Origin of the sequence: Buchnera aphidicola (Ceratovacuna keduensis) (genome assembly GCF_039372665.1) — a bacterium.
GTDB lineage: Bacteria > Pseudomonadota > Gammaproteobacteria > Enterobacterales > Enterobacteriaceae > Buchnera_G > Buchnera_G aphidicola_D.
The window spans coordinates 299,111-319,845 of record NZ_CP134994.1; the positions used below are offsets into that span (position 1 = coordinate 299,111).

At 15.9% G+C, this 20,735-nt stretch carries 17 protein-coding genes and 1 pseudogene; 15 read left to right on the forward strand and 3 right to left on the reverse strand.

Annotation, left to right across the window (positions count from 1 at the left end; translation table 11 throughout):
* Complete coding sequence (gmk, locus tag RJK19_RS01425) at positions 1-636, reverse strand: guanylate kinase (RefSeq protein ID WP_343183931.1); 636 nt, start codon at positions 634-636, stop codon at positions 1-3.
* 11 nt (positions 637-647) lie between these two features.
* On the reverse strand, positions 648-1,616 hold the full coding sequence (locus RJK19_RS01430) for a hypothetical protein (protein ID WP_343183932.1): 969 nt from the start codon (positions 1,614-1,616) through the stop codon (positions 648-650).
* A gap of 154 nt (positions 1,617-1,770) precedes the next feature.
* Here RJK19_RS01430 and prfB point away from each other — a divergent pair.
* From prfB to tusA, 9 genes are all read left to right on the forward strand, one after another.
* Positions 1,771-2,867 (forward strand): peptide chain release factor 2 gene (gene prfB, locus RJK19_RS01435; RefSeq protein WP_343184213.1). Its coding sequence is split into 2 segments (ribosomal slippage): positions 1,771-1,825 and positions 1,825-2,867, totalling 1,098 coding nucleotides; the frame shifts between segments, so codons are not numbered across the junction.
* A 3-nt stretch (positions 2,868-2,870) separates the two neighbouring features.
* A complete protein-coding gene (lysS, locus tag RJK19_RS01440) occupies positions 2,871-4,355 on the forward strand; it encodes a lysine--tRNA ligase (RefSeq protein ID WP_343183933.1) in 1,485 nt (494 codons plus the stop codon).
* Between the two features lie 41 nt (positions 4,356-4,396).
* Positions 4,397-5,644: a diaminopimelate decarboxylase gene (gene lysA / locus RJK19_RS01445; RefSeq protein ID WP_343183934.1), complete on the forward strand. Its 1,248-nt coding sequence runs from the start codon at positions 4,397-4,399 to the stop codon at positions 5,642-5,644.
* Between the two features lie 104 nt (positions 5,645-5,748).
* The gene (gene miaB / locus RJK19_RS01450; RefSeq protein WP_343183935.1) at positions 5,749-7,074 is read left to right on the forward strand and encodes a tRNA (N6-isopentenyl adenosine(37)-C2)-methylthiotransferase MiaB; all 1,326 of its coding nucleotides are present in this window, start codon (positions 5,749-5,751) and stop codon (positions 7,072-7,074) included.
* A 56-nt stretch (positions 7,075-7,130) separates the two neighbouring features.
* Positions 7,131-7,559 (forward strand): rRNA maturation RNase YbeY, encoded by a 429-nt coding sequence (ybeY, locus tag RJK19_RS01455; protein WP_343183936.1) that lies wholly within the window; start codon positions 7,131-7,133, stop codon positions 7,557-7,559.
* Between the two features lie 99 nt (positions 7,560-7,658).
* Positions 7,659-8,504, forward strand: coding sequence for a transporter associated domain-containing protein (locus tag RJK19_RS01460; RefSeq protein ID WP_343183937.1), 846 nt, complete (start codon positions 7,659-7,661; stop codon positions 8,502-8,504).
* Between the two features lie 23 nt (positions 8,505-8,527).
* Positions 8,528-11,068, forward strand: a complete 2,541-nt coding sequence (gene leuS / locus RJK19_RS01465; RefSeq protein ID WP_343183938.1) for a leucine--tRNA ligase — start codon at positions 8,528-8,530, stop codon at positions 11,066-11,068.
* Positions 11,069-11,099: 31 nt separating this feature from the next.
* Positions 11,100-12,074: a DNA polymerase III subunit delta gene (holA, locus tag RJK19_RS01470; RefSeq protein ID WP_343183939.1), complete on the forward strand. Its 975-nt coding sequence runs from the start codon at positions 11,100-11,102 to the stop codon at positions 12,072-12,074.
* 71 nt (positions 12,075-12,145) lie between these two features.
* The gene (gene tusA / locus RJK19_RS01475) at positions 12,146-12,367 is read left to right on the forward strand and encodes a sulfurtransferase TusA (protein ID WP_343183940.1); all 222 of its coding nucleotides are present in this window, start codon (positions 12,146-12,148) and stop codon (positions 12,365-12,367) included.
* A gap of 31 nt (positions 12,368-12,398) precedes the next feature.
* On the opposite strand, the gene asd is transcribed toward tusA, so the two are convergent.
* Positions 12,399-13,514, reverse strand: coding sequence for an aspartate-semialdehyde dehydrogenase (asd, locus tag RJK19_RS01480; RefSeq protein WP_343183941.1), 1,116 nt, complete (start codon positions 13,512-13,514; stop codon positions 12,399-12,401).
* A gap of 331 nt (positions 13,515-13,845) precedes the next feature.
* On the opposite strand from asd, the gene RJK19_RS01485 reads away from it, so the two are divergent.
* From RJK19_RS01485 to RJK19_RS01510, 6 genes and pseudogenes are all read left to right on the forward strand, one after another.
* The gene (locus RJK19_RS01485; protein WP_343183942.1) at positions 13,846-14,442 is read left to right on the forward strand and encodes a YhgN family NAAT transporter; all 597 of its coding nucleotides are present in this window, start codon (positions 13,846-13,848) and stop codon (positions 14,440-14,442) included.
* Positions 14,443-14,477: 35 nt separating this feature from the next.
* Entirely contained in the window at positions 14,478-15,626 is a 1,149-nt protein-coding gene (pgk, locus tag RJK19_RS01490) for a phosphoglycerate kinase (RefSeq protein WP_343183943.1), read from the forward strand.
* A 22-nt stretch (positions 15,627-15,648) separates the two neighbouring features.
* Complete coding sequence (fbaA, locus tag RJK19_RS01495; protein WP_343183944.1) at positions 15,649-16,740, forward strand: class II fructose-bisphosphate aldolase; 1,092 nt, start codon at positions 15,649-15,651, stop codon at positions 16,738-16,740.
* Between the two features lie 59 nt (positions 16,741-16,799).
* Positions 16,800-17,651, forward strand: a complete 852-nt coding sequence (mscS, locus tag RJK19_RS01500) for a small-conductance mechanosensitive channel MscS (protein ID WP_343183945.1) — start codon at positions 16,800-16,802, stop codon at positions 17,649-17,651.
* Positions 17,652-17,740: 89 nt separating this feature from the next.
* Positions 17,741-18,502, forward strand: a pseudogene (locus RJK19_RS01505) (exodeoxyribonuclease V subunit gamma); the annotation flags it as partial.
* 1,089 nt (positions 18,503-19,591) lie between these two features.
* Positions 19,592-20,722 (forward strand): hypothetical protein, encoded by a 1,131-nt coding sequence (locus RJK19_RS01510; RefSeq protein ID WP_343184214.1) that lies wholly within the window; start codon positions 19,592-19,594, stop codon positions 20,720-20,722.
* Positions 20,723-20,735 lie beyond the last annotated feature (13 nt).

The window sequence follows — 20,735 nt, forward strand, 5'->3', positions numbered from 1 at the left end:
TTATTTATTAATTAAATTGTTTATTAATTTATAATATTTATATTTATTATGAATAGTTTTTAATCTTTCAGATTTTACTATTATCTCTATATTTTTTAATGTTTTATAAAAATTATCATTAATTATTAAATAATCATATTTTTTATAATTTTTTATTTCTTTAGAAAAATTTTTCATTCTATTAATTATACTTGTTGTGCTGTCTTGATTTCTAAATTTTAATCTTTTTATTATTTCTTTTTTAGAAGGTGGTAATATAAAAATACTTTTAGAAAATTTAATTTTTTTTTTTATTTGATTAGCACCTTTATAATCAATATCTAAAAATATATCTTTACCTATAGAAATATTTTTATATATTTGATCAATACTAGTACCATAATAATTATTAAAAACTTTTGCATACTCTATAAATCTTTTTTTTTTTATCATATTTTTAAATATAGTTTTAGAAACAAAATTATAATGTATTTTATCTATTTCTTTTTTTCTTTTTGATCTAGTAGTATAAGAAATAGATAAAAATATATTGTTTAATATATTTTTATTAACAAAATTTTGTAATAAACTAGATTTTCCTGTACCACTTGGTGCAGAGAAAATAAAACATGTACCATAATTTTTATTATTTTTCATATAATTTATATTTATATATAAAAATTTTTTATAAAAAATATACTTTTTTTAATATTTTCTATTTTAAACAAAATACTTTTATTAACAGAATTATTTAAAATACATTGAACTAAAACAAAATTATTTATTTTTATAGAAAATAAAACTATACCAAAAAAAATATAATCATTATTAACAAATTTAAATATTCTAGATCCTATTTTTGGTATTTTTTTTGAAATACCATATAACAAAAATATTTTTTTTTTATTAAAATTTTTATATTTTATTTTAGACAAAATTTCTTGACCTTTATAACAACCTTTATTAAAATTTATAGCATTAAATTTTTCTAAATTTAAAGAAATTGGATTAAATTTTTTACAATTTTCTATTTCTAATATTGGAAATCCTGATATCATTAATAAAAAATCCCACTCTATACATTTTTTTTTCTTAAACTTATTAAAAATTTTTTTTTTAAAAATATTAATTTTATTATCAGAAAAAATAACTATAAATTTTTCTATTTCATCATTTATTCTTAAAAAAATAAAATTATCTTTTTTTATTACATTAAATTTATTAAAAGATATGTCAAAACATTTTTCTAATAAAATTTTAGCTTTTTTACCAAAAATGCCAAAAACTTTTAATTTTTTTTTTTTTAAAATATTAATTTTAGAAAATACAGAATATTTTTTAATTTCATTAAATTGTATATTAGAAATGCTTTTTCTATGTAAACAAGCATAACTATTATCAAAATAATCAAAAATTAAAAATATACTTATTACCTTACCACTTATGTTACAATATGAACCATAATTATATTCATATTTTTTTAATATATTCAAATCATTTGTAAATTGATTTTGTAAATATTCTTTTCTATCTTTTCCAGAAATAAAAGTTATAGAAATATTTTTTAAATAAATTAATATAGGTTTATTACTATAAAAAAGTTTATTAAAATGATATAAAAAAAAATTTTCTTTCAAAAAAAAAGTCCTTAAAAAATATTTTATTTGATCTGAATAAAAAAATATAAAAAAATACTTTTAAAATAAAATAATTTATATAAAAATATTTTTATATATTAATAAAAAAATTAAAATTTATTATATCATATACAAAAATTATATAATAGGAAAAATTATGAAAATATCAAAAATAGAAAATAAAATAAATAGAATAAAAAAAAAAATAAAAATTTAAAGAATATAATAAAATATTATAAAGAAGAAAAAAAACTAAATTCTATAAAAAAAGAATTAAAAAAAGAAAATATATGGAAAAACAATAAATTAATTATAGAGTTAAAAAAAAAAAAAAAAAAAATAGAAAATAAAATTAATCCTATAAAAAAAAATATTACAAAAATAAAATATCTTATAGAATTAATAAAACTTTCAAAAAAATTAAAAAGTTATGAAATATTAAAAGATATAAATAAAGAAATAAAAAATATAGAAAAAAAAACAAAAAAAATAGAATTTTATAAAATGTTTTATAATAAATATGATAATTTAAATTGTTATCTAGATCTTCAATCTGGATCAGGAGGAATAGAATCACAAGATTGGGCAAACATGTTATTAAAAATGTATTTAAAATGGGCTCAGAAAAAAAAATTTAAAACTAAAATAATATCAGAATCAAAAGGCGAAATAGCTGGAATAAAATCTTCTACTATTCATATATCAGGACATTTTGCATTTGGATGGTTTAGAACAGAAACAGGAATACATAGACTTGTTAGAAAAAGTCCATTTAATTCTACAGGAAAAAGACATACATCTTTTGCTTCTATATATGTATATCCAGAAATAAAAAAAAAAATAAAATCAAAAATATCATATTCTGATATAAAAATAGATGTATATAGATCTTCAGGAGCAGGAGGTCAACATGTTAATAAAACTGAATCTGCTGTAAGAATAACACACATACCAACAAATTTAGTAACACAATGTCAAAATTATAGATCTCAGCATAAAAATAAAGAACAAGCAATTAAGCAAATGGAATATAAATTATATAATTTAGAAATAAAAAAAAATAATAAGAAAAAAAAAAAAATAGAAGATAATAAATCTAAAATTACATGGAGTAAACAAATAAGATCTTATATTTTAGATATGTCTAAAATAAAAGATATTAGAACAGGAATAGAATCTAATGATATAGAATCAATATTAAATGGAAATTTAGATAAATTTATAAAAGAAACTTTAAAACTAGGAATTTAAAATATGATAAAAGAAAAAAAAAATATTAAAATGTCAGAAACAAAAAAAATAAAACAAAATAATATAAAATATATAAAAAAACATAATTTTCATTATCCAAATACTTTTTATCCAAATACAACATGTAATGAAATAATAAAAAAATATAAAAATAAAGAAAATATAAATATAAAAAATGAAAAAATAAAGATATCTGGAAGAATAATTAAAATAAGAATTATGGGAAAAGCATCTTTTTGTGAAATAAAAGATATAAGTGGAAAAATACAATTATACATTTCACAAAAATATATTGATAAAAATTTTTATAAAAATCATTTTAAAAAATGGAATATAGGAGACATAATAGGAGTATTCGGAACAGTTTTTAAAACTAAAACAAAAGAAATAACTATAAAATGTAAAAAAATAAAACTTTTAAATAAAATATTAAAACAAATTCCTAATAATTTTTATGGTTTATTAGATAAAGAAAAATGTTATAGAAATAGATATTTAGATCTTATAACTAATAAAAAATCTATAAAAAAATTCTTAATAAGATCTAAAATAATATTTTTAATAAGAAATTTTTTTTATAAAAAAAAATTTATAGAAGTAGAAACTCCAATAATTCAAAATATACCAGGAGGAGCATCTGCTAAACCATTTATAACATATCATAATAAACTTAAAAAAAAAATGTATTTAAGAATATCTCCTGAACTATATTTAAAAAAACTTATAATAGGAGGTTTTGAAAAAATATTTGAAATAAGTAAAAATTTTAGAAATGAAGGAATATCAAATAAACATAATCCTGAATTTACTATGATAGAAGCATATTCAGCATATTCTAACTATACATATATGATGAAATTAATAGAAAAATTGTTTAAATATATATTTAAAAAAATAAAAATAAAAAATTCAATTTTACACAATAATAAAAAAATAATTTTTAAAAAAAAATTTAATAAAATGACAATTAAAGAATCAATTTTAAAATTTAATAAAGATATAAAAATAAATGATATTAAAAATATAAAAAATATAAAAAAAATAGCAACTAAAAAAAAAATAAAAATAAAAAATTATTATAATGTAGATAAAATAATAATTAAAATATTTGAACATACTGTAGAAAAAAACATTATACATCCTACTTTTATTACTGACTATCCTGTAGAAACATCACCTTTAGCTAGAAGAAAAAAAAATTCTAAAAATTTAACTGAAAGATTTGAATTATTTATATCTGGTATGGAAATTAGCAATGGATTTTCAGAATTGAATGATCCTATAGATCAAAAAAAAAGATTTAAAAAACAAATTAAAGAAAATAATAAAAGTAAGAATTTTTATGATAAAGAATATATAAAAGCATTAGAATATGGATTACCTCCTACTTCAGGAATTGGTATTGGAATAGATAGATTAATAATGTTATTGACAAATTCTAAAAATATTAGAGATATAATTTTTTTTCCAACTCTAAAAAATGAATAATTTTTATAAAAAAAAATAATAATAAAAGAGAAACATAAAAAATGAAAAATGATATATATAAAAAAAATATACTAATTGCAATAAAAAAAATTATAAAAAAATATAAAGAACCTTTTTGGATATATGAAGAAAAAACAATTTTAAAACAAATAAAAAAATTAAAAAAATTTGATGTAATAAGATATGCACAAAAATCTTGTTCTAACATAAATATATTAAAAATAATGAAAGAAAACAATTTAAAAATAGATGCTGTATCATATGGAGAAATAAATAGAGCTATTCAATCTGGTTTTTCACCAAAAAATAACGAAATAATTTTTACTTCAGATATATTTGAAAAAAAAACTTTATTAAAAATAAAGAAATTAAATATTACTGCAAACATAGGATCTATAGATATGATAAAACAATTAGGAAAAATTTCTCCAGGTCATAAAATATTATTAAGAATAAATCCTAAATTTGGTTATGGACATAGCAAAAAAACAAATACAGGAGGAGAAAATAGTAAACATGGAATATGGAAAATTAATGATGCAATAAAAAAAGTTAAAAAATATAAACTAAAATTATTAGGATTTCATATACATGTTGGATCAGGTGTAAATTCAAAAAATTTAAAAAAAATGTGCAAATATATGAAAAAAAAAGTAATAAAAATAAATAAAAAAATAAATATAATATCTTCAGGAGGAGGAATATCTATTCCATATAGAAAAAGTGAAAAAAAAATAAATATAAAAAAATATGTTAAGAAATGGATAAAAACAAAAAAAAAAATAGAAAAACATATAAAAAAAAAAATTAAATTAGAAACAGAACCTGGAAGATTTTTAGTAGCAAAATCTGGATTTTTAATATCCGAAGTAAGAGCAATTAAAAAAACTAGTAAATATAAATTTATATTATTAAATGTTGGTTTTAATGATCTTATAAGACCAGCAATGTATGGAAGTTATCATAAAATATCTGTAATAAAAAAAAATAATAAAAAAATTGATTTAAAAAAAACTGAAAAAGTTGTAATATCAGGACCATTATGCGAATCTGGAGATATTTTTACTGTTAAAAAAAATGGAGATATAACAACAAGAAATCTTCCAAAAATTTCTATTGGAGATTTTTTATTATTTCATGATGTTGGAGCATATGGATCCTCAATGTCATCTAACTATAATAGTAGAACATTAATAAAAGAATTTTTATTAACAAAAAAAAATAAAATTAAAACTATAAGAAAAAAACAAAAAATAAAAGATCTTATAAAATTAGAAATAATAAAATAAAAATATATTAAAAAATATAAAAAAATTTGTCATAAAATATAACATATAAATTAAAAATAATAAAAATTTAAATAACTAAAACATTAAATATAAAATAAAAAAAAATGAAAAAAATATATATAAAAACATGGGGATGTCAAATGAATGAATATGATTCATTCATGATAAGAAATATCCTAGAAAAAAAAATAAACTGCAAAAATACAAAAAAATATAAAAAAGCAGACATATTAATATTAAATACATGTTCAATAAGAAAAAAATCTCAAGAAAAATTGTTTCATCAATTAGGTAGATGGAAAATATTAAAAAAAAAAAATCCAAAAATAATAATAGCAGTTGGTGGATGTGTAGCAAATCAAGAGGAAAAAAAAATATATAGTAGAGCTCCATATGTAGATATTATATTTGGAACTCAAACAATACATAAATTACCAAAAATGATATATGAAAGAAAAAAAAATAAAAATATATCAATAAATACAAAATTAGAAGGAATAAAAAAATTTAATATAAATACATTATATAAAAAAAAAAATCTAAGTTCATACATAACTATAATGGAAGGATGCAATAAAAAATGTACATTTTGTATAGTTCCTACTACGAGAGGAAAAGAAATAAGTAGACCATATAAAGACATAATATTAGAAATAAAAAATATGGCTAAAAATAATATAAAAGAAATAACTCTATTAGGACAAAATGTAAATTCTTACTTTTATAAAAACAACATTTGTGAATATAAATGTACATTTTCAAAATTATTACATAAAATTTCTGAAATAGAAGAAATTAAAAGAATAAGATTTATCACTAGTCATCCTAAAGATTTTAGTAATGAAATTATAAACACATATAAAAAAATACCTAAATTAGTAAATTTTTTACATTTACCAATACAAAGTGGATCAAATAAAATTTTAAAATTAATGAAAAGAGGATATAATGTACAAAGATATAAAAAAATTATAACAAAAATATTAAAAATTAGACCAAACATGAAAATTAGTTCAGATTTTATAATAGGATTTCCTGGAGAAACAAAAAAAGATTTTTATAAAACAATAAAAATAATATCTGAAATAAATTTTGATAATAGTTTTAGTTTTATATATTCTAAAAGACCGAATACTATTGCAAGTAAAATGATAGATAATATTACATTAGAAGAAAAGAAAAAAAGACTATACAAAATACAAAAAATTCTTGCATACAAAAAAATACAATGGAATAGAAGAATGATAGGAACAACTCAAAGTGTATTAGTTCATAAAAAACATGAAAAATTTTCAAAAAAATTAATAGGAACTACAGAAAATAATAGAACAGTATATTTTAATGGCAATAAAAATAAAATAGGAAAAATAGTAAAAATAAAAATTACAAAAATTAAAAAAAAATGTTTTAAAGGAAAAATTATAGATTAAAAATTAAATAAAAATACTTTTAATTAAAAAATAATAAAAAAATAGGAAAAATAATTATGTCTATAATAAAAATAAATATTAAAAAAAAATATAAAGCAAAACATTTTTATCCTAAAAAAAAAAAAATTATAAAATGGTTTAAGTTAATATTTAAAACAAAAGTAGAAATAAATATAGTTATGATTAAAAAAAGTGAAATGAAAAAACTTAATTTTAAATATAAAAATAAAAATTATCCAACAAATATATTGTCATTTCCATATAAAAATACAAATTATATAAAAAATAATTTTATAGGAGAAATAATAGTTTGTAATCAAATTATATACGAAGAATCATTACAACAAAAAAAAACATTACTTTTTTATTGGGCTAATATTATGATTCATGGAGCATTACATTTACTTGGTTATAGTCATGAAAAAGATTTAAAAATGAAAAAATTAGAAAAAAAAATAATGTATAAATTAGGATATAAAAATTAACATCAGAAATAAAACATATTAAATAATTATTAATAACATTTTATATTTTATTAATATATAATATATAAAAATATTTTCTTATCAAAAAAAAATAATAAAATGAATTATAAAGAAAAAAACAATGAAAAAATAGATAAGAAAGGATTTCTAAATATTTTTAAAAAACAATTGTTTTATGAAGAACCTAAAGATAGAAATGAATTAATATCATTAATAAAAAATTTTGAAAAAAATTCGTTAATAAGTAAAAACACTAGAAATATATTAGAAAAAGTAATCCAAACTACAAAAAAAAGAGTAAAAGAAGTGATGGTTCCGAGATTACAAATGGTAACTATAAAATCAAAAAATAATTTATATGAATGTTTAGAAATAATATTTAAATCATATCATTCAAAATTTCCTGTGATTAATAAAAAAAATAAAATAAAAGGATTTATTACAATTAAAGATTTAATACCATTTATAAAAAATAAAAAAAAAAAATTTTCTATAAAAAAAATATTAAAACCATTGATAATAATACCAGAAAGTAAATATGTAGACATAGCACTTTATGAACTTAAATCAAAAAAATTTCATATGGCAATAGTTATAGATGAATTTGGAACAATATCTGGATTAATTACAATAAAAGATATTCTAAAACTAATAATAGGAAAAATAAAATATGAATTCAATAATATAAATAAATATAATATAAAAAAGAAAAAAAACAAAAATTTTATAGTAAAAGGTCTAACAAAAATTTCAGATTTTAACTCATATTTTAAAACAAATTTTAAAGATTCAGAAGTAGATACAATTGGAGGTTTAATATTAAAATATTTTGGTAAATTACCAAAAATTGGAGAAAAAATAAAAACAAAAAATTTTTCTTTTAAAATAATAGAAACAAATAGTATAAGAATAATAAAAATGAATGTAAAAAAATATAAAAATTAATTTTTTTTAAGAGATATAAATATATGATAAAAGAATATAATCATAAAAAAATAGAAAAAAAAGTTCAAAAATATTGGAAAAAAAATAAATTTTTTAAAGTATATGAAGATAAAAAAAAAGAAAAATATTATTGCTTATCTATGTTTCCATATCCTTCAGGCAATTTACATATGGGACATATTAGAAATTATACAATAAGTGATATAATAGCTAGATATAATAGAATGTTAAATAAAAATGTGTTACATCCAATAGGATGGGATTCTTTTGGATTACCAGCTGAAGAGGCAGCTATAAAAAATAATATAGAACCTTATAAATGGACTTTAAAAAATATAAAAAAAATGAAAAAACAACTTAAATCTATGGGATTTAGTTATGATTGGTCTAGAGAAATTTCTACATGTAATCCTGATTTTTATAAATGGGAACAATATATATTTATAAAATTATATAAAAAAAAAATTGTATATAAAAAAAAATCTTTAGTAAATTGGTGCAAACAAGATAAAACTGTTTTAGCTAATGAACAAGTTATAAAAAAAAGATGTTGGAGATGTAATAATAAAGTTAAAATGAAAAAAATGTATCAATGGTTTATAAAAACTAAAAAATATGCAAAAAGATTGTTGAAAGATATGAAATACTTAAAAAAATGGCCTAAAAAAGTAATTTCTATGCAAAAAAAATGGATAGGATATAAAAAACAAACAAAAATATTAATAAATATTACAAATAATAATAAAATTTTTGCATATACATCAAGAATAGATACAATATGTGGAGTAACATTTATATTACTATTTTATAAATCAAAATTTATAAAAAAAAATATAGAAAAAAATATATATATAAAGAAAATATTTAAAAAATGTAAAAAAAAAAAAAATAAAAATATATTAAAAGCATATAAAACAAATTTTCATGCAATAAATCCAATTACAAAAAAAAAAATTCCAATATGGATATCAAACTATTTTTTAGACGAAAATTTTAAAAAAAAATCTATATTAGCATGTCCAGGACATAATAAATCAGAATGGTTATTTGCAAAAAAATATAAAATAAAAATTAAATTTGTTATAAAAAATATTACAAAAGATAAAAATAAAATTAATGAAAAACCAATTCTTTATAAAGGTATATTATTTAATTCACATAAAAAAATAAATGGACTACATAGTGAAAAAGTAAAAAAAATAATAAAAAAAAAATTGAATAAAATTACAAAAATTCGTTCAAAAAGCATTTTTAAAATAAAAGATTGGAATATATCAAGACAAAGATACTGGGGATGCCCTATACCTTCATATACTTTAAAAAATAAAAAAATATATTGCGTTTCAAAAAAAGAATTACCTATAGTTTTGAAAAACACTAGAAAAAAATATAATAAAACAAGAAAAATATTAGTAAAAGGAAAATTAGGAACATTAGAAAAAGATACTTTTGATACTTTTATAGAATCTTCATGGTACTATATAAGATATACAAGTCCAAAATATAAAAAAGGAATAGTTAATCCAAAATCTTCTAAATATTGGCTTCCAGTAGATTTTTATATAGGAGGTATAGAACATGCAACTATGCATCTTATGTATTTTAGAATTTATTGTAAAATATTAAAAGATTTAAAAATAATAAAATTTGACGAACCAGTAAAAAATTTAATATGTCAAGGAATGGTTTTGTCAGATACATTTTATAAATTTTCTAATAAAAAAAAAATATGGGTTTCAAAAGATGAAATAAAAATAATAAAAAATAAAAAAGGAAAAATAAAAAAAATTATAAATAAAGTAGATAATAGTAAAATAAATTATTTAGGAATGACTAAAATGTCAAAATCCAAAAATAATGGAATAGAACCAAAAAAAATAATAAAAAAATATGGAGCAGATTCTTTAAGATTGTTTATTACATTTTCAGCTCCTATAGAAGAGTCTATGGAATGGAAAGATGAAGGAATAAATGGATCATATAAATTTATAAAAAAAATATGGAAATTAAGCAATATAATATTAAAAAAAAAAACAAATAAAAAGTTAAAAATATATCATAATAATTTAAATAAAGAACAAAAAAAAATTAGAAGCGAAGTACATAGAACTATAGTAAAAATATCAGAAAATATGAAAAAAAAAAAATGTTTTCATACTTCAATATCTAGAATAATGAAAATAGTAAAAAAAATAGAAAAATTTAATAATAATAAAAATTCATTAATAATAATAGAATCTTTTTTAATAATATTAAAATTATTAAATCCATTTATACCTCATATAATTTTTTATATTTTTAAAAAATTCGATATTTTATATAAATTAAACAAAAAATGTTGGCCAGTTCCAGATAAAAAAGCAATTATAGAAAATTTTTGTAAAATTATAATTCAAATAAATGGAAAAAAAAGATATATCATTAATACAAAAAAAGATATTAAAGAAAAAGAAATATTAAAAATAGTAATAAAAAAAAATAATTTAAAAAAATATATAAAAAACAATAATATAAAAAAAACAATATTTATAAAAAATAAAATAATAAATATTTTAACAAAATAAAAAATATTTAATATAATTTAATAAACGAAATATGAAAAAAATATATTTTAACAAAAAAATTAATATAAACTATAATAAAAATATTTTATTTTTTATAATAGTTGGAAATGAAATAGTACTAATAAATGAAAATATAAAAAAAATATTGAAAAAAGCCAAAAAAATAGGATACTTAATTAATAAAAAAGTAGAATCTGAAAAAAATTTTAATAATTTAGTAAACAAAAATTTTTTTTATGATAAAAAAATTATAATAATAAATACTTTTAAAATAAATTTTTTTAATAGTATAATAAAATTTATAAAAAAAATAAATAAAATAAAAAATCAAAAAATAATAATTATAATAAATTTTTTTAAATTATTAAATTTTAAAATATTAAATAAAATATTAAAACATATAAAAAAATATAAATTAATAAATTGTAATATAATAAATTATAAAGATGTAATTAATTGGATAGAACATCATTTTAAAAAAAAAAAAATAAAAATAACAAAAAACGCTAAAAAATTATTATATAATATATATAAAAATAATTTTACAGAATTAAAACAAATTATATATCAATGTAAAATATTATTTTATAAAAAAAAATATATATGTTCTAAAAAAATAAAAAATATAATTAATATTTTTCCAAATTTTAATTATATAAATTTAATAAATTTTTTTTTTACAGAAAAAATAGAAAAATCCATAGAAATTATTAACAAAATATGTAAAAAAAAATATAATATAGAAACAATAATAACAACATTTTATAAAAAAATAATAAATATTATAATGTCTAGTAAAAATGAAATATATAAAATTCATTTTAATAAAATTAAAATAAATGAAAATAATAATAAAATATATAAAAATTATATAATAAAAATATCTAAAAACAAAATGTATAGGATAATAAGATATATAACAATTATGGAAATAGAAATTAAAAAAAATAAAAAAATAAACTTTTGGAAAAAAATAAAAATTTTATTATTAATAATTAAAAAATAATTATAAAAAAATTATTATTAAAATAAAATATAATATAAATTTTAATATAAAATAATTTATAAAAAATAAAAATGTATAGAAATGTATTAGATATTAGAAAATATAAATGTCCTGATTCAATAATTTTTTTAAGAAAAAAAATAAGAATTATGAAAAAAAAAGAAATGATATTAATTATATCAAATGATCCATCTACTAAATGGGATATACCTAATTTTTGTACATTTATGGATCATAAAATAATAGAATTTTACATAGAACTTACTCCATTTAAATATTTATTACAAAAATAATAATTTATAATTTTATATAATAATAAAATTTTTATAATTTTATTAATATATTTAACATTCTTCTTAAAGGTTCTGAAGCACCCCAAAGCAATTGATCTCCTATAGAAAAAACAGTAATATATTTACTACCAAAAGAAGATTTTCTAATCCTTCCTAACAATATTTTTAAAGTTCTAGATACCATAGAGGGAACTAAATTTTTAATAGTATTAATTTTATCATTATTTATTATATTAACCCATTTATTATGATTAATTAATAAACTTTTTATTTCTTTAATACTTATTGTTTTTTTAAGTTTTATTAAAAAAGATTGACTATGACATCTAAAAACACCTATTCTAACACAAACACTATCTATAATTATTTTTTTAGATTTAGATAAATTTAATATTTTATTAGTTTCAAACTCTCCTTTAATTTCTTCTTTACTTTTACCTTGTCCATCGTCTTCATCTATCCATGGTATTAAATTTCCAGCTAAAGGAGGAAAATTATTAATACCATTATTTGATTTTAATAAAGAACTAACTACATTTTCTATCTTTAATATAGAAATATTATTTTTTTTTAAATCATTTTTAACACTACTATGCAAATTACCCATTTCTAATAATAAATTCTTTATATAATTAGATCCAGCTCCAGAAACAGATTGATATGTAGAAACAAAAATACTTTTTATTAAATTTTCAGAAAATAAACCTCCTAAAGACATCAACATTAAACTAACTGTACAATTTCCACCTGAAAAAGTTTTACATCCTTTTTCTATACTTTTTTTTATAAAATTATAATTTACAGGATCTAATACTATTATAGAATTACTATTTTGTCTAAGATAAGATGATGCATCTAACCAAAAACCATTCCATCCTAATTTTTTTAAATTAAAATATACCTTTTTAGTGTATTCACTACCTTGGCATGTCAATATAATATCCATTTCTATTAATTTTTGTAAATCATATGCATTTTCTAAAATTCCAAATTTTATATTATTTATTTTAGGACCATTATGACCTACTTGAGAAGTAGTAAAAAATTTTATATTTATTTTTGATAAATCATTTTTTAAAATCATTCTATCTAAAAGTACTGAACCCACCAATCCTCTCCATCCTATAAAACCAACTTTTTTTTTCATATGGTTCCAAAAATTTAATAATGTTATTATAATAAAATATTATATAAAAAATATTAATACAATAAGAATTATTAAAATTTTTTTTATTAAAAAAAATAATAAAATATATAAAAAATAAAATATTTTTATTTAATAAAATTATTAATAATAAATATTAAATAAAAAATAATAAAAAATGTTTAATTTTAAAAATAAATAATATATATTATTTTATAATAAAAAAAATAATGTAAAATATATTAAATTATCTTTTTTTTAAAAATTTTATAAAATATATAAAATTATAATTAAAAAAATGAAATTATTATTCTATTAAACTTAAAAGGAAAAAATGAATAAAATAATTTCTAATACTATATTATTAATATTAATAATGGATCCATTAGGAAATCTTCCTATTTTTATGTCTATTTTAAATAAATTTAAAAAAAAAAGAAAAAAAATAATATTAATAAGAGAAATGTTAATAGCATTAATAATAATGATATTGTTTTTATTTTCTGGAGAAAAAATATTATCTTTTTTAAATTTAAAAACTCAAATAGTATCTATATCTGGAGGAATAATTTTATTTTTAATTGCCATAAAAATGATTTTTTCAAATGAAAACAATAATGTAGAAAAAGAAATATCAAAAAAAAATGAACCATTTTTAGTTCCATTAGCAGTACCATTAATAGCTGGTCCTTCTATATTAGCTACATTAATACTTTTATCACATCAATATAATAATCAGAAATTAATATTAATAATACCATTAATAATAGCTTGGAGTTTTAGTTTATTCATATTATTATCCGCAGAAATTTTTATAAATTTATTTGGACAAAATATAGTAAATGCATTAGAAAAATTAATGGGTCTAATATTAATAATGTTATCTACACAAATGTTTTTAGATGGAATAAAATCGTGGTTTTATAAATAAAAATTTAAAATAAAAATTAAAAATAAATAAAAATTATGAGAACAATAACAAACACAAACATATCAAAGAAAAGAATAATAATAAGAAGTGATTTTAATGTTACTATAATAAAAAAAAAAATAGTTTCTAGTGAAAGAATAGATAGATCTTTATCTACTATAAAATATGCAATAAAAAAAAAAGCTAAAATAATATTAATGTCACATTTTGGAAGACCAAAAGAAGAAAAATTTGAAAAAAAATATTCTTTATTTCCAGTATTTAAATATCTTAAAAAAAAAATAAAAAATACTAATATTATATTTCATAAAAATATTTCTGATCCAATAAAAATAAAATTTGGAGAAATTTGTTTTTTAGAAAATGTTAGATTTAATAAAGGAGAAAAAAAAAATTCTAAAAAACTTTCTAAAAAATATTCAGATCTATGTGATATATTTGTTATGGATGCATTTGGAAGTGCTCATAGAATGCATTCATCAACTTATGGAATAATAAAATTTGCAAAAAAATCTTGTTTTGGAAAATTATTAGAATCAGAAATAATAGCTATAAACAAAGTGTTAAAAAATCCAAAAAAACCTTTAATATCTATTGTTGGTGGTTCAAAAATTTCAACTAAATTTTCTCTTTTAAAATCTTTAGGAAAAATTTCAGACAAAATAATTTTAGGAGGAGGAATAGCTAATACTTTTATAGCAATAAAAAATAATGTAGGAAAATCTTTATATGAAAAAAAATTTGTTAAAGAAGCAAAAAAATTGAATAAAAAATTTAATTTTATAATTCCTATAGATTCTAAAGTAGGAAAAGAATTTTCAAATGATACAAAAATAAAAAATAAAATAGTTTCTGAAATTAATAATGAAGAAGAAATAATGGATATAGGAAAAAAAACAGAAAATAAAATAAAAAAAATATTAAAATTAGCAAAAACAATTATATGGAACGGTCCATTAGGAGTATTTGAATTTTCTAATTTTAGACATGGAACTAAAACATTAGCAAAATGTATATCTAAGAGCAAAGCATTTTCTATAGCAGGAGGAGGAGATACTTTAGCTATTATAGATTTAATAAAAATAAAAAATAAAATTTCATATATTTCTACTGGAGGTGGAGCTTTTTTAGAATTTTTAGTAAATGGAACTTTGCCAGTGATAGATTTAATAAATAAAATTTAAAAAATTAAAAGGTAATATAATTTTGAAAAGATTATTAAAAAATATTAAAAATGGAGTTATATCTGGATCAGAAGCAAAAAAAATATTTAAAATAGCTAAGCAAAATAATTTTGCTATACCTGCAATAAATTGTTGTAATTTTGATACTATAAATTGTGTATTAGAAGCTTCTAAAAAAATAAATTCTCCTATAATAATACAATTTTCTTATACAGGATCATCATTTTTTATAGGAAAAAAAATTGAAATAAAAAATATTCATGAAAAATCTATTTTAGGAGCTACTATAGCTGCAAAATATGTACATAAAATTTCAAAATTTTATAATATACCAATAATATTACACACTGATCATTGTCATAAAGAAATATTGCCATGGTTAGATGGACTAATACTAGAAAACAAAAAATTTTTTAAAAAAAAAGGAATACCATTATTTACTTCTCATATGATAGATTTATCAAAAGAAAATATAAAAAATAATGTAAAAATATGTTCAAAATATTTTAAAAAAATGAAAAATATAAATATAATGTTAGAAATAGAATTAGGATGCACTGGAGGTGAAGAAGATGGAGTAGACAATACAAATATAGAAAAAAAACATTTATATACTAAACCAAAAGAAATATATTATGCATATAAAAAATTAATAAAAATTAGTAATTTATTTATAATTGCTGCATCCTTTGGAAATGTACATGGAGTTTATTATCATAAAAATATAACATTAAAACCTAAAATTTTAATAAATTCTCAAAAATATATAAGTAAAAAATATAATTTAAATAATAAACCTATATATTTTGTATTTCATGGAGGATCTGGTTCAAAAAAAAATATAATAAAAAAATCTATTTCATATGGAGTTATAAAAATAAATATAGATACAGATATACAATGGAATTTATGGAAAGGAATATTAAAATTTTATAAAAAAAATAAATATTATTTAAAAAGTCAAATAGGAAATCCTAAAGGAAAAAAATTACCAAATAAAAAATATTATGATCCAAGAAATTGGATAAGACATGCACAAAAATGTACAATTAAAAAAATTAAAAAAATATTTAAAAATTTAAATGCAATAAATATATTAAACAAAAAATTTTAAAATATTAAATTTTTTAAAAATATATAAAAATTTTATAAAAAATATTATAGGAATAAAAAATGAATGATTTTAATGTAGTTAATGATATTCATCATGCTGGAAACTGGATAATAAGAAATCAAGAATTAGTTTTAAGTTATATAATAAATTTTATTTCTTCAATAATAATATTTACTACTGGCACATTTATCGCAAGTATAATATCAAACGGTATTAATAAAGTATTGATATCAAGATCTATAGACATAACAATTTCAAATTTTCTATCATCTTTAGTTAGATATATAATAATAACGTTTTCTCTTATAGCTTCACTTGGATGTATAGGTGTACAAACTACATCTGTAATAGCAATATTAGGAGCTGCTGGAATGGCTATTGGGTTAGCTTTACAAGGATCTTTATCAAATTTTGCTGCAGGAGTATTATTAGTAACATTAAGACCATTAAAAACAGGAGAATATGTAGATTTAGGAAGTGCATCAGGAACTGTTTTAAATATACATATATTTTATACAACTTTAAGAACATTAGATGGAAAAATAGTAATTGTTCCTAATGAAAAAATAGTATCAGGAAATATAATAAATTATTCTAGAGAACCCGCAAGAAGAAATGAATTTAATATTAGTGTATCATATCAAACAGATGTAGACTTTGTAATTAAAATTTTAAGAGAAGTAGTTAATAAAGAAGAAAGAGTTTTAAAAGATAGAGATATAGTAATTGGTTTATCAGAATTAGCTCCTTCTTCTATAAACTTTATAATAAGATGTTGGAGTAATACTAATGAATTAAATTCTGTATACTGGGATTTAATGGCTAAATTTAAAAAATCTTTAGATAAAAATAATATTTCAATTCCGTATCCACAACTTGATGTAAATATTTATAAAAAATATAAAAAATAAAAAAAATAATAACATATTATGAAAATATATATATCAAATAAAATTAATATATTGATAAAAAAAGCTTGTAATATAATAAAAAAAAAAAAAACATATTATTAGAAGAAATTTTTATTGTAAAAGATTATAAAACGGCTAAATGGATAGAAATATTTATTACAAAAAAAATAGGAATTTTTTCAAATATAAAATTCTATACTATAGAAACATTTTTATGTAAAATCTTTAAAAAAAAAATTTTTTTTAAAGATTTAGAACTATTTTGGGAAATATTATTAAATCAAAAAAACAATTATATAAAAAAAATATTTAAAAATAAATTTGATGAAAAGAAAAAAATTTTATTTTCATTAAAAATTAAAAAAATTTTTAAAAAATATTTATTATATAATCCAAAAATTATACTAAATTGGAAAAATAATTCAAAAATAAATAAAAAAGAAAAATTTCAAAAAAAAATATGGAAATTATTAAATAACTTTAAAAAAAATAACTTTAAAAGTTATATAAATAATTTTTCAGAAAATAAAAAAAATAAAAAAAGGATATTTATTATAAATACTAATAATATATCTAAGCTTTTTATGTCGTTTTTTAATATATTAAACAAAAAATTTTCTATAATAATATTAATTGTTACTCCACTAGGTATATTAATAAAAGAAAAAAATAATTTTAAAAATTTTAAAAGTTTCAATATTGTAAAAAAATTAAAAAAAATTATTATAAATCCATTATTAATGTACTTAGCTAAAACTTATATAAATTTAATAAAAAATTTTAAAAAAAAAAATATATATATTTTAAGGGAAAAAAATAAAAAAAAAAAAACTTTATTAGAAAATATACAAAAAGATATAGTATTAAATAAATTAAATTATAAAAAAATACGTAAAAAAGATAATTCTATTTTAATAAATTCTTGTTGTAGTAAATATAAAGAAATAGAAATTCTCAATAGAAATTTAATAAAAATATTAAACAAAGAAAAAAATATAAAATTTAGTGATATAGTTATCATTTCGAAAAAAATAGAAAAATATTTTCCTTATATAAAAAGTATATTTAATAAAAAAAAATATAAAAATAATATACCTTATAAAATTATAAAAAATTATAATAATAAAGAAAATGAATGTTTTAAATTTATTTATAAAATATTTAGTTTAAAAGATAAAAAAATTACTAAAAGAGAAATAATGAATTTATTAAATACTAATTTTATAAAAAAAAAATATAATATAAAAAGCAAAGAAATAAATATATTAGAAATATGGATTTCAGACTTATTTATAAAATTTGGTATAAATGAAAAAATAATAAAAAAAGAATATAAATATATAGGAAAAGAAAATACTTGGTTTTATGGAATAAAAAAAATTTTGTTAGGAAGCATTACATATCAAAAAAAAATGATTTATAAAAATATATTTCCATATATTAAAATAAATTATTACAACAAAAAATTATTTAAAAAATTAATAAATTTTATATATTTAATAAAAAAATGGAAAAAAATATTTTCAAAATCAAGAAAATTACATAAATGGAAATATATATTAAAAAATTTTTTGGAAGAATTTATATTTTATAAAAAAAAATTACTTAAAAAAAATATAAAAAAAATATTAAATAAAATTTTAGAATCAGGAATAAAAGTAAAATATAAAAAAAAAATTTGTATAAACAACTTAAAAATTATTTTTAAAAAATTAATAAAAACAAAATCTTTTAATAAAAAAATATTTTTAAATTCTGTTACATTTTGTAATTATGATCAAATAAAAAATATAAATTTTAAAGTAATATATTTTATAGGAATGAATTATTATAAAAAAAAATATAAAAATTCATTTAAAAAATTTGATTTAACATATAAAAAAAAAAATAATGAATATTATAAAGAAAAATATAACTATATTAGTGAAATTATACTATTAATGATTTCTGCAGAAAAATATTTTTGTATAAGTTATACAAATAACTTTAACAAAAATAACAATATAAAAATAATAGAAATATTAATAGATTATATATCTGAAAATTACTATTTAAATAAAAATTTGTCAAAAAATATTATAGAAAATAAAAAAAATATTATTTCAAATATTATAAAAAAATATAAAGAAGATATATCATATATAAATTATAAAAAATTAAATAAACAAAAAAAAATAAAAAAAACTATAAAAAAAATAGATATAAAAAAAAAAATAAAGATAGATATAAAAAAACTAATAAATTTTTGGAAAAATCCAATAGAATATTTTTTAAAAAATACTGTTAAAATTAATTTGTTTGAATATTATAAAAAAGATGATTTAGATGAAGAACCTTTTATATTAAACAAAAATATAGAAAAAAAAATTAATGAAAAAGTATTTAAATATATTTTAAAAAATAAAGACATAAACAAAATATTTAAATATTATTTATGTTCAGGAATTCTTCCAAAAAAATATTTTGGTAAAATAATTTTTGAAAAAATTTTAAAAAATTCTAAAATTTTAAAAAAAAAAATTTATAAATTTTATATTAATAAAAAAAAAAAAAAAATAAAAATTAAAATAAAAAATTTTATAATATATGCAAACATAGAAACTAATTCATTAAAAAAATTAATAAAATGGAAACCTAAAATATTAAATTTATATGATGAAATAGAATTTTGGTTTTATCATTTAATATTTTGTATAAAAAACATATGTAAAAGTGATAGTAAAATGTTTGGTTATAAAAATTCAAAAATAATTTTTAAAAAATTAAGTAAAAAAAAATCATATAAATATATTTTAAAATATTTAATAGGATATTTTAATGGAATAACAAATCCAATTTTTATAACAAGATCAGGAATTTTATGGATAAAAAATTTAATAAAAGGAACAAATAAAAAAAAATTAAAAGAATCTTTTGTTAAAAATTGGAATGGAAATAACTATATTTTAGGAGAAAAAAACAATATATATATAAAAAAAATAATAAAAAATATAAATAAAAAAAATATTAAAAAAATATATAATTCTTCATTAAAATGGTACTATTCCATTTTTAAAAATATGAAAAAATAAATTAATTTTGTAA